This is a genomic window from Herbidospora yilanensis (assembly GCF_001570565.1).
GTDB lineage: Bacteria > Actinomycetota > Actinomycetes > Streptosporangiales > Streptosporangiaceae > Herbidospora > Herbidospora yilanensis.
This window is the reverse complement of the sequence record NZ_BBXE01000029.1, coordinates 88,690-103,524: the sequence shown is the minus strand read 5'-3', so window position 1 is coordinate 103,524 and position 14,835 is coordinate 88,690. Positions and strand designations below refer to the sequence as shown.

Genomic DNA, 14,835 nt, shown 5'->3' with positions numbered 1-14,835 from the left:
CTGGTCCTCCGGACGCGGTTCCAGGCGGCAAGGGGCACGCCGTGGTTCGAAAGGTAGCATCACCGTAAACCAAAGCAATACCTCTTGTTACCACACAGGTCGTCTGTGTACGCTGCCGCATCAGGCGCTGGCCTTCTTGACGAGAGATGTCCACGACGCCACGCGAGACATCGAAGCGAGAGGCGACCCCATGCATGCGATACGTGCATCCGTTGCGTTGGTCGCGGCCGCGGCCGCCGTCCTGACCTCGGCGTGCGCGCCGTCGGCGACCCCCGTCACCACCGGCGGCAGCGCCGCCCCGGCCGCCGCCGGCGAGAAGACCGTGCTGACGCTGGGAAGCTGGCGTACCGAGGACCTGGCGATGTGGGAGGACGAGATCCTCCCCGCCTTCGAGAAGTCCCACCCGACCATCGACGTGAAGTTCGCGGCGACCAACACCAACGAGTACAACGCGGCGATCCAGTCGCAGGTGGACGGCGGCACCGGCCCCGACCTCATCACCTGCCGGCCCTACGACGTGAACCGCTCGTGGATCAAGAAGGGCTACTTCGAGAAGCTCGACGGCAAGCCGATGCTCGACGCGTTCGAGCCGCTGGCGCTCGACCCGTGGTCGGACGACGCCGGCAGCCGCTACTGCCTGCCGACGGCCGCCGTGCTGGCCGGCTTCTACTACAACAAGGGCATCTTCGCCGAGCTCGGCCTGCGGGTGCCGACCACCCAGGCGGAGTTCCTGGACGTGCTCAAGAAGATCAAGGACGACGGCAGGTACACGCCGCTCGCGGTCGGCTCCTCGGAGTCGTGGCAGCTCGCCTACAACGGCCTCTACAGCATCGGCCCGGTCTACTGGAAGGGCGAGGAGGGCCGGCAGGGCCTGATCAAGGGCACCAAGAAGGTCACCGACCCCGACTTCCAGAAGGCCTTCGACGCGTTCGCCGCCTGGAAGCCCTACCTGCCCAAAGGCTTCGAGAGCCTGAAGTACCCCGACATGACGCAGCTCTTCACCCTCGGCAAGGCCGCGATCCTGCCCGACGGCTCCTGGAACATCAACCAGGTCGCCGTCGACGGGCTCGACGTCGGCGTCTTCGGCCCGCCGGCCGACGTCGCCGGGGGCGAGCGCTACCTCCAGGAGATGCCCGACATGGCCATCGGCATCAGCGCGGCCAGCACGAACAAGGCCGCCGCCGAGGAGTTCCTGGCCTGGACGGCCACCCCCGAGTTCCTGGAGTTGTACGTCAACAAGCTGCCCGGCTTCTTCTCGATGGCCAAGCAGCCCGTGACGTACACCAACACCCTGGCCCAGAGCTTCGCCGACCTGAAGAACGGCGCCAAGCTGACCCCGCGCCTGGGCCTCGACCGGCTCAGTGCCGGCACTCCCCCGTTCGACGACGAGGTGTGGCGGGTGCTCCAGCTCATGCTCAACGAGGACCTCAGCACGCGGCAGGCGACCGAGGAACTCCAGAAGGGCCTGTCGAGCTGGTACACCCCGCAGCAGTGACGCCCGTGCCGGGCCCGGACAACGGGCCCGGCACGAGTCTGCGATCGGAAAGGCACGTCTTGAACCGGGCCCACTACCGCTACTTCCTCGCCTTCACCCTGCCCGCGCTCGCGGTCTACGTGGTGTTCGCGGCGCTCCCGCTGGTGAACTCCATCTGGTACAGCCTGTACGACACCGACTCGGGCGTCGCCAGGTTCGTCGGCCTGGAGAACTACGTCTACCTGTTCACCAACCCGACGACCAGCGAGCGTTTCTGGAACGCGCTGACCAACAACCTGGAGTTCTTCGCCATCCACCTGGTCGTGGAGGTGCCGCTCGGGCTGCTGCTGGCCGCGCTGCTCACCTCCGGCAGGCTGCGCCGGTCGACGGGCCTCTACCGGACGCTGCTGTTCATCCCGACCACGTTGTCGGTGGTGATCGTCGGCTTCGTGTGGCGGCTCATCATCAACCCACTGTGGGGCCTGATCGACTTCCCGCTGCTCGGCGACGAGCGCACCGCGCTGCCGACGCTCTCGCTGATGTCGGTCTGGCAGTACGTCGGCATCCCCATGATCTTCCTGTACGCCGCCCTGCTGGCCGTGCCGGGCGACGTGCTGGAGGCCGCCCGGGTCGAGGGAGCGGGCGCCTGGTCGACGTTCTGGCGGGTGAAGTTCCCGCTGATCGCGCCCCAGTTCGGGTTGATCGCGATCCTCACCTACATCTGGACCTTCAACGGCTTCGACCTGGTCTTCGCCCTGAACGGCTCGGCCCCCGGGCCCAACTACAGCACCGACATCCTCGGCACGCTGTTCTACCGCACCTTCTTCGGATCGAGCGGGCAACTCTCCGACCTCGACCTGGGCGCGACCGTGGCCAGCGTGATCTTCCTGATCATCCTGGTCGTCACCGCCGCCTACTTCGGGCTGCTGCACCGCCGTCTCAGGAGTTACGAACTTTGAGAAACAACCGAGACCGGGCCGGATCGCTCGTGACGCACGCGCTGCTGATCTTCTTCGCGCTGCTCGCGGTCGCGCCCATCCTGGTGATCGTGGTCAACTCGTTGAAGACCACGCCGGGCATCTTCGGCCAGCCGTTCGCGCTGCCGAACGCCGAGACCTTCAGCCTCGGCGGCTACGAGCGGGTGTTCGCCCGCGGGCAGTTCGTCGTCAACTACGGCAACAGCCTCATCGTCACGGTCGGCGCGACGGTGGCCACACTGGTGCTGGCGACGCTGGCGGCCTTCGCGCTCACGGAGTACAAGGTGCGGTTCGCGCCGCTCGTGGGCGGGTTCTTCGTGCTGGGCATCATGTTGCCGATCCGCCTGGGCACCGTGCCGATCATCAAGACGATGATCTCCTGGCAGCTCATGGACACGCTGGTGGCGCTGGTGCTGGTCTACACGGCGATGAGCCTGCCGCTGGCGATCGCGCTGCTGATGACCTATTTCAAGGCGGTGCCGGCGGCGGTGAAGGAGGCCGCGCGCATCGACGGCGCGGGCGAGCTGCGCACCCTGTCGATCGTGTTGCCGATGGTGCGGCCGGGCCTGGCGGCGGTGGCGTCGGTGACGATGTTGCCGATCTGGAACGACCTGTGGTTCCCGCTCATCCTGGCGCCGAGCAAGGAGAACCAGACGGTGACGCTCGGCGTGCAGCAGTTCGCAGGGCAGTTCCTCAACGACTACCCGGCGCTGCTCGGCGCGCTCACGCTGGGCGCGGTGCCGCTGATCGTGCTGTTCGTGGTCTTCTCGCGGCAGTTCATCCAGGGCCTGAGCGCGGGCATCGGCAAGTGAGGACCTCAGCGCTGGAAGCTGGTGCGCAGCCGGTAGCGGTCGCCGCGGTAGCAGACCGTCGAGGAGAACAGCGGGGTGTCGCCCGCGCCGAAGACGAGCTGGCGCATCACCAGCACCGGCTTGCCGACCTCGAGCTGGAGGTGGCCGGCGAGGTGGTCGTCGGACTCACGGGCCTCGATCGTGGCGTTGGCGCGGGCCGGGTGGAGGCCCACGGAGGCGATCTGCTCGTAGAGCGAGCCGGAGGTGAAGTCGAGTTCGGCGAAGCCGGGCACCAGCTCGGCCGGGACCTGGGTCAGGTCGAGCGCGGTCGGCACGCCGTTGAGCAGACGCACCCGCTCCAGCACGAACAGCGGGGTGCCCGGCGCGATGGACAACTGCTCGGCCTCGTCGAGGTTGGCCGGCACCACCTCGTGGCGCAGCACGGTCGAGCTGGGCGTCAGGCCCATCTGGCGGGCGGTCTCGGTGAACGACTCCAGGCTGTTGGGCCACTCGCGGGCGGGCGCTCCGGCGCTCGGCGCGACGTACCAGCCGCGGCCGTGGGAGGGGCTGAGGATGCCCTCCTCGACCAGGGTGCGCAGTGCCTTGCGCAGGGTGACCCGGCTGATGCCGAGCCGCTCGCACAACTCGCGCTCGGGGGGCAGCCGGCCGCCCGGCTTGAGCACGCCGGCGCCCAGTTGCTCTTTGATGAGGTTCACCGCCTGGATCCACAGCGGCTCGGGGTGATCGGCGTGGATCGACGTCGACGTCGGGGCGTTCACGCTCGCATTATCGCGGAACCACCCTCCGATACGCAAACCACAGAAGACCAGATGAGTCCTGGTTTACCTCGGCCGGATATCCCGACAATCCGGTAGTCAACGGCACGAACAGGCAGATCCACCGGCCGTTACGGTCACCCGAATCACGCTATCCGGTATCTCCGCGCCTCTATTGGTATGGCGTGGTAAACACTTTGGTACTAATCTGGTCATGAGAGGAGTCATCGTGAGGGAACACAGCACACTCCGCGCCGAGGAGATATCGGCGGCGCGCGAGATCCTCGTCCGCGAGGGCCTGCTGAACGAGACGACGCACGTGTCGTACCTGGGCCTGAAGGAGCGGGACAAGCGCACCCCGGCGGGGCCGCGCGAACTGCGGGCGATGCTCGTCGACATGGCCGACGGCCGATCCCACGACGTGGTGGTCCGCCCCGGCGACGGCGCCCTGGTCTCGGTGACCGAGCTCGACCCGGCCGTCGACGGCCAGGTGCCGGTCGTCATGCTGGAGTTCGCGATGGTCGAGGCGATCGTGCACGCCGACGAACGCTGGCTCGCGGCCATGCGCCGGCGCGGCCTGACCGACCTGTCGAAGCTGCGCGTCCAGCCGCTGTCGGCGGGCCGGGCGATGAACCCCGGAGAGAAGGGCCGCCGCCTCCAGCGCACCCTGACCTTCCTGCAGAAGGACGAGCACGACCTGCCCTGGGCCCACCCGGTCGACGGCGTCGTCGCCTACGTCGACGTCATCGAGAAGACGGTCGTCGAGGTGCTCGACGACGCCGTCCTGGACGTCCCGCAGGAAGACGGCAACTTCCACCTCGCCGACTTCAACGGGCCGCTCCGGGAGGGCCTGAAGCCGATCGAGATCACCCAGCCGCACGGCCCCAGCTTCACCGTCGACGACGACCACGTCCTCGACTGGCTCGGCTGGAAGGTCCAGGTCTGCTTCGACTCCCGCGAGGGCCTGGTGCTGCGCGACATCTCGATCAACGACCGGAAGGTCGTCGACCGCGCCTCGATCGCCGAGATGGTCGTCCCGTACGCCGACCCCAGCCCCCAGCGCTGGTTCCAGACCTTCTTCGACGGCGGCGAATACCTGCTCGGCAACTTCGCCAACTCCCTCAGGCTCGGCTGCGACTGCCTCGGCGAGATCACCTATCTGGACGCCGTGGTCGCCGACAACGCCGGCCACCCGCGCGTGATCCCCCAGGCGATCTGCGTCCACGAGGAGGACGCCGGGGTGTTGTGGAAGCACACCAGCCACTTCACCAATTCGAGCGAGGTGCGCCGCAACCGCCGCCTGGTGATCTCCTTCTTCGTCACCGTCGGCAACTACGACTACGGCTTCTACTGGTACCTCTACCTCGACGGCACGATCGAGCTGGAGGTCAAGGCCACCGGCGTCGTGTTCACCTCGGGCCACCCGAACCCCGGCGGCGACTACGCCTACGCCACCGAGGTCGCCCCCGGCCTGGGCGCCCCGCACCACCAGCACCTGTTCAGCGCCCGCCTGGAGATGGCCGTCGACGGCGCCGCCAACTACGTCGAGGAGATCGACGCCGTCGCCGTGCCGCGCGGCCCGCAGAACCCGACCGGCACCGGCATCACCCAGCAGGTCACCCGCCTGCGCAGGGAGAGCGACGCCCCCCGCCTGGCCGACGGCCGGCGCGGCCGGGTCTGGCGCGTGGGCAACCCCGAGGTCCAGAACCGCCTGGGCCGGGACGTCGCCTACGTCCTGCACCCCGAAGGCATGCCGGTCCTGCTGGCCGACCCCGAGTCGGACCTGTACGGCCGGGCCGTGTTCGCCTCGGGCCACCTGTGGGTCACCGCCTACGACCCCGCCGAGCTCTATCCGGCCGGTGACCTGGTCAACCAGCATCCCGGCGGGGCGGGCATGCCCGCCTGGGTCGCCGCCGACCGCGACATCGACGGCGCGCCGATCGTGCTCTGGCACACCTTCGGCATGACGCACTTCCCGCGCCCGGAGGACTGGCCGGTCATGCCGGTGGACACCACCGGCTTCACGCTCAAGCCGTCCGGCTTCTTCGGCCGCAACCCGACGCTGGACATCCCGGCGTCCGGCGGCGCCACGCACTGCCATTCGTGACTCATCGATATCTGGGGAAAGCATGTCAACGCCGAAAGAAGGCCACATCTCCTTCGCGTCCGCGCGGGCCGGTCAGGTCGCCGCGCTGCGGACCGCGATCGAGCGGCTGAGCAGGGACGTCACGGTCCGGCAGGCCGAGGGCTGGTTCCGGGGAGACGGCCCGATCTTCGTCGCCATCGGGGCCAGCCACGCCGCGGCCTGCGCGCCGGTCTGGACGCTGCGCAGCCGGGGCGTGCACTCCTGGCGGCTGAGCGCGGGCGACCACCCGCTGCCGTTCCCGCGCAGCGGCCACCCTCTGGTCGCGGTGTCGCAGAGCGGGCGCAGCAGCGAGACGCTGGCCGTGCTCGGCACCGTCGACCCCGGCCTGCGGTACGCGGTCACCAACGCCGCCCCCTCGCCGATCGCCGACCTGGCGAGCCACGCGCTGTCGCTGGGCGGCATCCCCGACAGCTACGCCTCCACGATCGGCTACACCGCGACCGTCGTGGCCCTCGGGATGATCGCCGAAGCGTGGGACGGCGGCGCCGTCGACCCGGCCTGGACGCGGTTGCCCGGCCACCTCGCCGCCCTGGAGAGCGGCCTGGCCGAGCGCGCCGGGGCGCTGGCCGCGCCGTTCGCCGCCGCGCGGGCCGGCGACTTCGTGGGCGGCGGGCCGTCGGCCGGTTCGGCCGAGGCCGGGGCGCTGCTGTTCCGCGAGACCGTCCGGCTGCCCGCCGCGGCGATGAGCACCCGCCAGTACCTGCACGGCGCGATGGAGTCGGCGGGCGACACCGTGCACGTGCTGTTCGGCGACGACCGCGAGCTGAGCCTGGCCCGCACGCTGGCCGCCGCGAACCACCCGGTGATCCTGGTGACCTCCGCCGACGTCGAGCCCGGACCCTCGTTGCAGGTGGTCCGCCTGCCGTCGGTGTCGCCGAACCAGCGGGCGGTGCTGGAGGCGTTCGTGCTCCAGGCGCTCGTCGCCCGGACGGCCGAGGACGCCGGCGTCGACATCGAGGAGTTCGTGTTCGACAACACCGACACCAAGGTCGGAGCCGCGCTGTGACGGTCCTGGCCGGGCTGGACATCGGCGGCACCAAGACCCACCTGCGGTTCGAGACCCCCGACGGCCGGGTGCTGGCCGACGTGGTCGACCCCACCGGCACGTGGTCGGCCACGCCCGTCGGCGAGGCGGCCCGGTGGATCGCCGACCTGGTCGACCGGCACCGACCGGCGGAGGTCACGCTCGGCGCGATCGCCGTGGGCGCGCAGGGCTGCGACGACGAGCACCACTGCGCCGAACTGTCCCGCGCGTTGTCGTCGGCGGCCGGGGTCCCGGCCGAGGTCACCAACGACGCCGCGCTGCTGGTCCCGGCGGCCGGGCTGACCTCGGGCATCGGCGTCATCTCCGGCACCGGCTCGATCGCCGTGGCGGTGCGCCCCGGCGGCGGGCTGATGTTCGCCGGCGGCTGGGGCTGGGTCATCGGCGATGAGGGCAGCGCGCCCGCCCTGGTCAGGGAGGCCGTGCGGGCCGCGCTGACCAGGAACGACACCGGCGACGGCGGCGACGTGCTGCTGTCGCTGCTGATCGAGGCGTTCGGGGTGCCCGACGCGGTCGGGCTGGCCCGCAGCGTCAACGACGTCCCGACGGCCGAGCACTGGGCGCCGAAGGCCCCGGCCGTCTTCGCCGCCGCCGCGCGCGGCTCGGCCGACGCCCGCGCCGTCATCCGGGCGGGCGCGGAAAGCCTCGCCCACCTGGTCGGCGTGCTGGCCGCCCGGGGCGCGGGCGGCACCGACGTGGTCGCGGCGGGCGGGGTCATGACCGGCCAGCCCGACCTCTTCTCCGCCTTCCGCGACGCGGTCGCCCGGGACCATCCCGCGCTGACCGTCCATCTGCTGCACCACCCCCCTGTCACCGGCGCGGTCGCGCTCGCCCGGCGTCTCCAACCTGAGGAGCGGACATGAAATCAAGGGACAAATCGACCGGCGAAACGCTCGGCTCGGTGACGGAGTCGACGCTCGCCGGCGTCGACGCCGCCGTCGGCCGGGCCGCCGCCGCCCAGCCCGCCTGGGCCGCGCTCCCCTACACCGAACGCGCCGCCGCGCTGCGCACGGCCGCCGCCCGGCTGGAGGCCGGGGCGGCGCGGGTACGCGACCTGATCGTGCGCGAGACGGGCTGCATCCCCGGCAAGGCCGACTACGAGATCGGCGCCGCGGCCGGCGAACTGCACGCCGCCGCCGCCCTGGCCGGCCGGCCCGTCGGCGAGGTGCTGCCCTCCAGCCACACGGGCCGCTTCAGCCTGGCCGAACGCCTCCCCCTCGGCGTCGTCGCCGCGATCACGCCGTGGAACTTCCCGCTGGTTCTCGGCATGCGGGTGGTCGCGCCCGCGCTCGCCCTGGGCAACACGGTCGTGCTGAAGCCGTCCCCGGAGACGCCGCTGAGCGGCGGCTCCCTGTTCGCCGACCTGTTCGCCGACCTGTTCGACGGGGGCGTGCTCCAGATCGTGCAGGGCGGCCCCGAGGTGGGCGAACGCCTCGTCACCCACCCCGGCACCGCCATGGTGCACTTCACCGGCTCCACCACGGTCGGCCGTGCCATCGCCGCCCAGGCGGGCGGCCTGCTGAAGAAGGTGTCGCTCGAACTGGGCGGCAACAACGCCCTGGTCGTGCTCGACGACGCCGACCTGGAACAGGCCGCGATGATCGGCACCTGGTCGAGCTTCCACTACCAGGGCCAGACCTGCATCACGGCCGGCCGCCACATCGTCCAGGCCGGCATCGCCGAAGCCTACGTCGCCGAACTGACGCGGCGGGCGGCGGCCATCACCGTCGGCGACCCGTTCACCGAGGCGGTCGGCCTCGGCCCGATGATCAACGAACGCCAGTTCACCCGGGCGGCGCGGATGTTGTCGGAGGCCGTCGCGGCAGGAGCGTCGGTGCTCACCGGAGGGCCGGGCGACCCGCCGTTCTTCCGCCCCGCCGTGGTCGCCTCGGTCGGCACGGGCATGCGGTTGTGGCGGGAGGAGATCTTCGCCCCGGTCGCGCCCGTGCTCGTCGTGGCCGACGAGGAGGAGGCGATCCGGGTCGTCAACGACACCGAATACGGCCTGGTCAACGCGGTCGTGACGGCCGACCTGCGGCGCGGGCTTTCGGTGGCCCGCCGGTTGCGCGGCGGCATGGTCCACGTCAACGACGCCACCCCGCAGGACGAGGCCGGCGTCCCGTTCGGCGGGATCGGGCAGTCGGGGCTCGGCGGGCGGTCGGGCGGCGACGACAACTTGGAGGAGTTCACCACACGCCGCTGGCTGACCACGACGGATCTGCCCGTCCACTACCCGTACTGACCCTGGCCGGGGGAAGACCGGCCGGTCTTCCCCCGGCTCCGTGTTTGAACTGTACGAAACGGTATCGTACAGTTCCGGTATGTCGATGGAACCCCCGCCCCGTTCTCGCATGAAGCCCGAACGCCTGGCCGAATTGTTCGAGACCGTCCGCGCGTTGCTGCTGGACGTCGGCTACGAACGGCTCACCTTCGACGCCGTGGCGGTCCGGGCCCGAACGAGCAAGGCGACCCTGTACCGCCACTGGGGAGGCAGCAAGGCCGACCTGGTCATGGCCGCCCTCACCCAGCACCGTCCGGCCCTGCCCGACTACGCCGGGGCGGCCTCGCTCGACGAGGTGTTCGCCCAGATGGCCCGTATCGACGGCATGCCCACCCGCGACCTGCGCATGGGACTCATGCTGCTGCACGCGGCAGCGGCCGACCCCGGCTTCGGCGCCGCGCTGCGCAAGGAGATCATCGCGCCGATCGTGACCGCGCTGGCCGCGATTTTCGAAGCCGCGGCCGACCGCGGCGAGATCGTGCGCGACGCGCCGCTGTTCCGGCGGCTGGCCCACCTGATCCTCGCCGACCTCGCCTTCTCTCCCCTGATCAGCGGCCGGGAGGAGACCGCGGCGTCTCGGCAGGAGCTGTTCCGGACGATCATCCGGCCGGCGCTCACCTTCGCCCATCCCCGTGACGAGAAGGGATTCGCACCGTCATGAAGATTCTCGTATACGGCGCCGGGGTCGTCGGCAGCCAGTTCGCCGTCCGCCTGCGGGAGGCCGGGCACGACGTCTCGCTCCTGGCCCGGGGCGAGCGCCTGGCCTCCCTGCGCCGCCACGGCGTGCAGCTCGCCGAAGCCGGCAGCCCGGCCGTCAGGCGGATACCGGTGCCGGTGGTCGACCACCCGGCCGACGGATACGAGCTGATCACCGTGCTGGTCCGCGCCCATCAGGTCGACTCGGTGCTGGCCTCACTCGCCGGCCTCGACGGTGACGTGCTGTTCCTGCACAACTGGGCGGCCGGGGCGCAACCGCTGGGCGCGGTGATCGGCCACGAGCGGGTCCTGCTCGGCTCCCCCACCGCCGGCGGCACCATGGACGGCGACGTGATCCGCTACCGCGCGGCCAACACCATCACCCGCCGGGTCGCGATGCCGATCGGCGAACCCGACGGCCGCACCACCCCCCGGCTGGAACGGATCGTGAGAACGTTCCGCGCGGCCGGAATCAAGGCCAGGGCCACGCCGGGGATGGACGCCCGGCTCAGAACGCACGCCGCCTTCGCCGTCCCACTCGGGCAGACCGTGCGGGCGGCGGGCGGCCCGGCCGCACTGGCCGGCGACAAGGACGCGGTCCGCGGCATGCTCCACCTCATGCGGCGGAACCTGGCGGCCCTGCCGGCGCCACCGGTGCCACGCGGCTTGGAGGCGTTGCGGACGCTGCCGGAAGGGCTGCTCGTGGCGGTGTTGCGGCGCTTCCTGCGGAGCCCGACGGCCGTACACAGCGGCCTCAGCAACACCTCACCCGCCGAGAGCGCCGAACTCGAGCGGCTGGCCGAACAGTTGCGGGCCCATGCGAGGGGCCGGTAGCCGGCAGGCAGAAGTGCACGTGAGGCTCGATCAGGTCAGCCCGTGGTGGAGCGGCGCCACCTCCCCAGGCCCAAAAATCCCGAAAACGCTTTCGGCGATCTCAACTGCGGCGTAACGTTCGCGCGAAAGGTGGACGAAAAGGCTTTCTATCAGAAAGGGTCCCCAGTGAGACGACTAGCCCTGACCGCTACTCTGCTCATCGCGTTCCTCGCCGTTCCCGCCCCCTCCCACGCCGCCCCGACGGCCACGGTCGTCGACATGTTCGGGCGCACGATCAACGACCACGGCATCCGGCTCGTCGACTGGCAGGGGCACGTCGCCAACCCCGCCCTGACCTTCACCGTCCGGCCGCCCGCCGACGTGCGGTTCCCCGTCACCGTCGACCTGAAGGCCGAGGGCACCTCCCGGCTGATGATGGACCTGCCGAGCCAGCTCACCGCGACCGGCGCGACCAAGACGCTCACGTTCGCCAACGCCGGGGAGCAGAGGACGTTCCGGCTCGGCATCCAGTCGAAACGGGGCGCCGGGCAGGACGAGACCCACACGTTCCGGCTGACCGTCCGGGACGCCGGAGGGGCGACGTACACGCAGACGATGCCGATCCGCGTCCAGCAGGACGAGAAGACCCCGCTCGAACCGTCGATCCCGATCACCTTCGACTACCGGTTCGACACCATCACCGGCTACTTCGGCAACACCGCGTTCCGGGCGGCGGCCGAGGAGGCGGTGAAGGACTGGTTCCGCTACTTCGACCTGACGCCCTTCGACACCGTCGCGGCCGGGGCCGAACCCAACCACCTGCCGGGCGACGACTGGCAGAACACGGTCAACGTCACCAACGACACCGCGTTCAACGGCCACTACGTGTTCTTCCGCGGCATCCAGACGCCCTATTCGACCGGCTACCCCGCCGCCAACGGCCGCTACGCCACCCGCGGCGGCCAGCAGGTCGCCGGGCCGCTGCACCGCTCGACGTCGATGATCTTCGAGTACGACGAGGCGGGCAAGCAGCTCTTCACCTCCCTCGCCGACGAGGACTGGTGGCGCACCACCATCACGGGTTCGGTCCTGGACGTGTACGGCCTGGTCATGCACGAGTACGGGCACGCCGTCGCCTACCACAGCGACTGGGCCGGCATGCGCTCCTACGTGCAGTCGGGCGGCGCCGACGCGGAGGTCGAGGCCTACCAGGGCATCCGGGTGCCGCTCGACTCCAGCTACCACGTCCCGGGAACCCAGCAGTACTGGGACCGCATCAGCGGCCAGAGCGGCGGCTGGACGCACGCGTTCCCGACCCGGCGCTGGACGCTGACCAAGCTGGCGCTGCTCATCGCGGAGAACGCCGGCTGGCGCCTCAACCGCTCCCTCACCCCGTTCCTGCCACCGTCGATCACCACCACGACCCTGCCCACGGGGACGGCCGGCGCCGCCTACACGCACACCCTGGCGGCCCGCGGCGGCGTCCCCTTCTACGACTGGACCGTCACCGGCGGCGCGCTCCCCGCCGGACTGACCCTCGACCGCTTCACCGGGACGATCTCCGGCACGCCGACGTCCGACGGCACGTCGCAGTTCACCGTGCGACTCCGTGACTACGACACCCGCAGCGCCCCCGTGACGCGCACCTTCTCCATCACCGTCGGCGGCACCCCGGCCGTGAACCTGGCCCGGACCGCCACGCCGAGCGCCTCCACCACCTCCCCATGGGAATCGGTGGCCGCGATCAACGACGGCATCGACCCGCCGGGCTCGAACGACACCGTCAACCCGCGCTGGGGCACCTGGCCGAACACCGGCGCCCAGTGGGCCGAACTGACCTGGCCCTCGGCGCAGACCCTCCGGTCGGCCGAGGTGTACTTCTTCGACGACGGCCAGGGCATCGACCTGCCGGCCTCGTGGAAGCTCCAGTGGTGGAACGGCACGTCCTACGTGGACGTCCCGGCGACCTACCCCGTCGCGGCGAACACCTACAACCGGGCCGTCTTCGCCCCCGTCACCACGACCCGGCTGCGGGTCGCCCTCCAGAGCGGGGCCGCGTCGGTCGGGCTGCTGGAGGTCAAGGCGTTCGGCTGACCTCCTCCGGGCGGACGGCCCGCCCGCCGACGCGGCGGGCGGGCCGTCGGCACCCTCGACCGCTGGCGGCCCCCACATGACCCAAAAGAAGTGGACGAGCGGAAACACACCCTTGTAACGTGCCCTCGACCGTGACCCCACCACAGGAGGTGAGACCCATGAACGCAGCGACCACATGGGTGCTCCCCATCCCGTCACGGCCAGGCGACTGACACAACGCCGCCGGGAGCGCCGCCACCACGGCACTCCCGAAAGGCCACAGCGATGCACACCCCACACGCCGACGTCGTCATCGCCGGATGCGGGCCCACCGGCGCCATGCTCGCCGCCGAACTCCGCCTCCACGACATCAGCGTCATCGTCCTCGACAAGGACACCGAACCGGCGCCCGCCTCCCGCATCGTCGGACTCCACATCCGCAGCCTCGAACTCATGGCCATGCGCGGACTCCTCGACCGCGTCCTCCACAACGGCAGACGACGCCCCGCCGCCGGCTTCTACGCCGCCATCCCCAAACCCGCGCCCACCGGCCTCGACACCCCCTACGCCTACATGGTCGGCATCCCCCAACCCGTCATCAACCGGCTCCTCGCCGACCACGCCACCGAAAACGGCGCCCACATCCGGCCCGGCCACACCGTCACCGGCCTCCACCAGGACGACCACGGCGTCACCGTCGAACTCGCCCACGGAGAACCCCTCCGCGCCCGCCACCTCGTCGGCTGCGACGGCGCACACAGCACCGTACGCAAACTCCTCGGCGTCGCCTTCCCCGGCGAACCCGCACGCAACGACACCCTCATGGGCGAAATGGAAGCCGACACGCCCCCCGAAGAGATCACCGCCACCCTGGCCCGGCTCCGCGACCACCACCAACGACTCTGGCTCCGCCCCGCCGGCCCCGGCCTCTACACCGTCGTCGTCCCCGCCGCCACCGTCACCGACCGCACCGAACCCCCCACCCTCGACGACTTCCGGCGACAACTCCATGCCCTCACCGGAACCGACTTCGGCGTCCACTCCCCCCGCTGGCTCTCCCGCTTCGGCGACGCCACCCGCCTGGCCGACCACTACCGCGTCGGCCGCGTCCTCCTCGCCGGCGACGCCGCCCACGTCCACCCGCCCATCGGCGGGCAAGGCCTCAACCTCGGCGTCCAGGACGCCGTCAACCTCGGCTGGAAACTGGCCGCCCACATCCGCGGCTGGGCCCCCGACACCCTCCTCGACACCTACCACGCCGAACGCCACCCCGTCGCCGCCGCCGTCCTGGACAACACCCGCGCCCAGATGGAACTCTCAGCCGCCGAACCCGGCCCCCAGGCCGTACGCAGGCTGCTCACCGAACTCATGGACATCGACGCGGTCAACCGGCGCCTCATCGAGAAGATCACCGCCATCGACATCCGCTACGACTTCGGCGAGGGCCCCGACCTGCTCGGCCGCCGAATCCCCGACATCGACGTGAAACACGGCAACCTCTACAGCTTGCTGCGCCACGGCCGGGGCCTGCTCATCGACCGCACCGAACGCCTGACCACCGGCGGCTGGTCAGACCGGGTCGACCACCTGGCCGACCCCACGGCGGGCCTGGACGTCCCGTCCGTCCTGCTCCGCCCAGACGGCCACGTCGCCTGGATCGGCGACGACCAGCGGGATCTGGACGCGCACCTCGCCCGCTGGTTCGGCAGGTGAGTCAGGGGGCGCGCCGCGGAGCCCCCGGGGCGCGCCCCCCTTCGTCGAAGGGT

At 70.9% G+C, this 14,835-nt stretch carries 12 protein-coding genes; 11 read left to right on the top strand and 1 reads right to left on the bottom strand.

Annotated elements, in window-relative coordinates:
- Positions 1-190: 190 nt before the first annotated feature.
- From AW273_RS23535 to AW273_RS23525, 3 genes are read left to right on the top strand one after another with little or no spacing between them, the layout of a single operon-like run.
- Positions 191-1,495: an ABC transporter substrate-binding protein gene (locus AW273_RS23535; RefSeq protein WP_063910075.1), complete on the top strand. Its 1,305-nt coding sequence runs from the start codon at positions 191-193 to the stop codon at positions 1,493-1,495.
- A gap of 59 nt (positions 1,496-1,554) precedes the next feature.
- A complete protein-coding gene (locus AW273_RS23530; protein WP_062351907.1) occupies positions 1,555-2,433 on the top strand; it encodes a carbohydrate ABC transporter permease in 879 nt (292 codons plus the stop codon).
- Positions 2,430-3,263, top strand: coding sequence for a carbohydrate ABC transporter permease (locus tag AW273_RS23525; RefSeq protein ID WP_062351904.1), 834 nt, complete (start codon positions 2,430-2,432; stop codon positions 3,261-3,263). Before AW273_RS23530 ends, AW273_RS23525 begins: the two co-directional genes overlap by 4 nt.
- A gap of 5 nt (positions 3,264-3,268) precedes the next feature.
- On the opposite strand, the gene AW273_RS23520 is transcribed toward AW273_RS23525, so the two are convergent.
- Positions 3,269-4,021: a GntR family transcriptional regulator gene (locus tag AW273_RS23520; RefSeq protein WP_062351899.1), complete on the bottom strand. Its 753-nt coding sequence runs from the start codon at positions 4,019-4,021 to the stop codon at positions 3,269-3,271.
- Positions 4,022-4,247: 226 nt separating this feature from the next.
- Here AW273_RS23520 and AW273_RS23515 point away from each other — a divergent pair, with 226 nt between their 5' ends.
- The 8 genes from AW273_RS23515 to AW273_RS23480 all read left to right on the top strand — a co-directional run bounded on the left by AW273_RS23515 (position 4,248) and on the right by AW273_RS23480 (position 14,782).
- Positions 4,248-6,125, top strand: a complete 1,878-nt coding sequence (locus AW273_RS23515) for a primary-amine oxidase (protein WP_232327555.1) — start codon at positions 4,248-4,250, stop codon at positions 6,123-6,125.
- 22 nt (positions 6,126-6,147) lie between these two features.
- Positions 6,148-7,170, top strand: coding sequence for an SIS domain-containing protein (locus AW273_RS23510; RefSeq protein WP_062351893.1), 1,023 nt, complete (start codon positions 6,148-6,150; stop codon positions 7,168-7,170).
- Positions 7,167-8,069 (top strand): N-acetylglucosamine kinase, encoded by a 903-nt coding sequence (locus AW273_RS23505; protein WP_198168309.1) that lies wholly within the window; start codon positions 7,167-7,169, stop codon positions 8,067-8,069. The genes AW273_RS23510 and AW273_RS23505 overlap by 4 nt, the downstream gene beginning before the upstream one ends.
- Complete coding sequence (locus AW273_RS23500) at positions 8,066-9,448, top strand: aldehyde dehydrogenase family protein (protein ID WP_062351891.1); 1,383 nt, start codon at positions 8,066-8,068, stop codon at positions 9,446-9,448. Before AW273_RS23505 ends, AW273_RS23500 begins: the two co-directional genes overlap by 4 nt.
- 109 nt (positions 9,449-9,557) lie before the next feature.
- A complete protein-coding gene (locus tag AW273_RS23495; protein ID WP_062351889.1) occupies positions 9,558-10,148 on the top strand; it encodes a TetR/AcrR family transcriptional regulator in 591 nt (196 codons plus the stop codon).
- Positions 10,145-11,017, top strand: a complete 873-nt coding sequence (locus AW273_RS23490) for a ketopantoate reductase family protein (RefSeq protein ID WP_062351886.1) — start codon at positions 10,145-10,147, stop codon at positions 11,015-11,017. The genes AW273_RS23495 and AW273_RS23490 overlap by 4 nt, the downstream gene beginning before the upstream one ends.
- 165 nt (positions 11,018-11,182) lie before the next feature.
- The gene (locus tag AW273_RS23485) at positions 11,183-13,090 is read left to right on the top strand and encodes an Ig domain-containing protein (protein WP_063910074.1); all 1,908 of its coding nucleotides are present in this window, start codon (positions 11,183-11,185) and stop codon (positions 13,088-13,090) included.
- 264 nt (positions 13,091-13,354) lie between these two features.
- On the top strand, positions 13,355-14,782 hold the full coding sequence (locus tag AW273_RS23480; RefSeq protein WP_062351883.1) for an FAD-dependent monooxygenase: 1,428 nt from the start codon (positions 13,355-13,357) through the stop codon (positions 14,780-14,782).
- Positions 14,783-14,835: the final 53 nt, after the last annotated feature.

Bases quoted from the DNA above. Each gene is read 5' to 3' on its own strand.
- AW273_RS23535 (WP_063910075.1), top strand. From the start codon at position 191: ATGCATGCGATACGTGCATCCGTTGCGTTGGTCGCGGCCGCGGCCGCC.
- AW273_RS23510 (WP_062351893.1), top strand. From the start codon at position 6,148: ATGTCAACGCCGAAAGAAGGCCACATCTCCTTCGCGTCCGCGCGGGCC.
- AW273_RS23500 (WP_062351891.1), top strand. From the start codon at position 8,066: ATGAAATCAAGGGACAAATCGACCGGCGAAACGCTCGGCTCGGTGACG.
- AW273_RS23495 (WP_062351889.1), top strand. From the start codon at position 9,558: ATGAAGCCCGAACGCCTGGCCGAATTGTTCGAGACCGTCCGCGCGTTG.
- AW273_RS23490 (WP_062351886.1), top strand. From the start codon at position 10,145: ATGAAGATTCTCGTATACGGCGCCGGGGTCGTCGGCAGCCAGTTCGCC.
- AW273_RS23480 (WP_062351883.1), top strand. From the start codon at position 13,355: ATGCACACCCCACACGCCGACGTCGTCATCGCCGGATGCGGGCCCACC.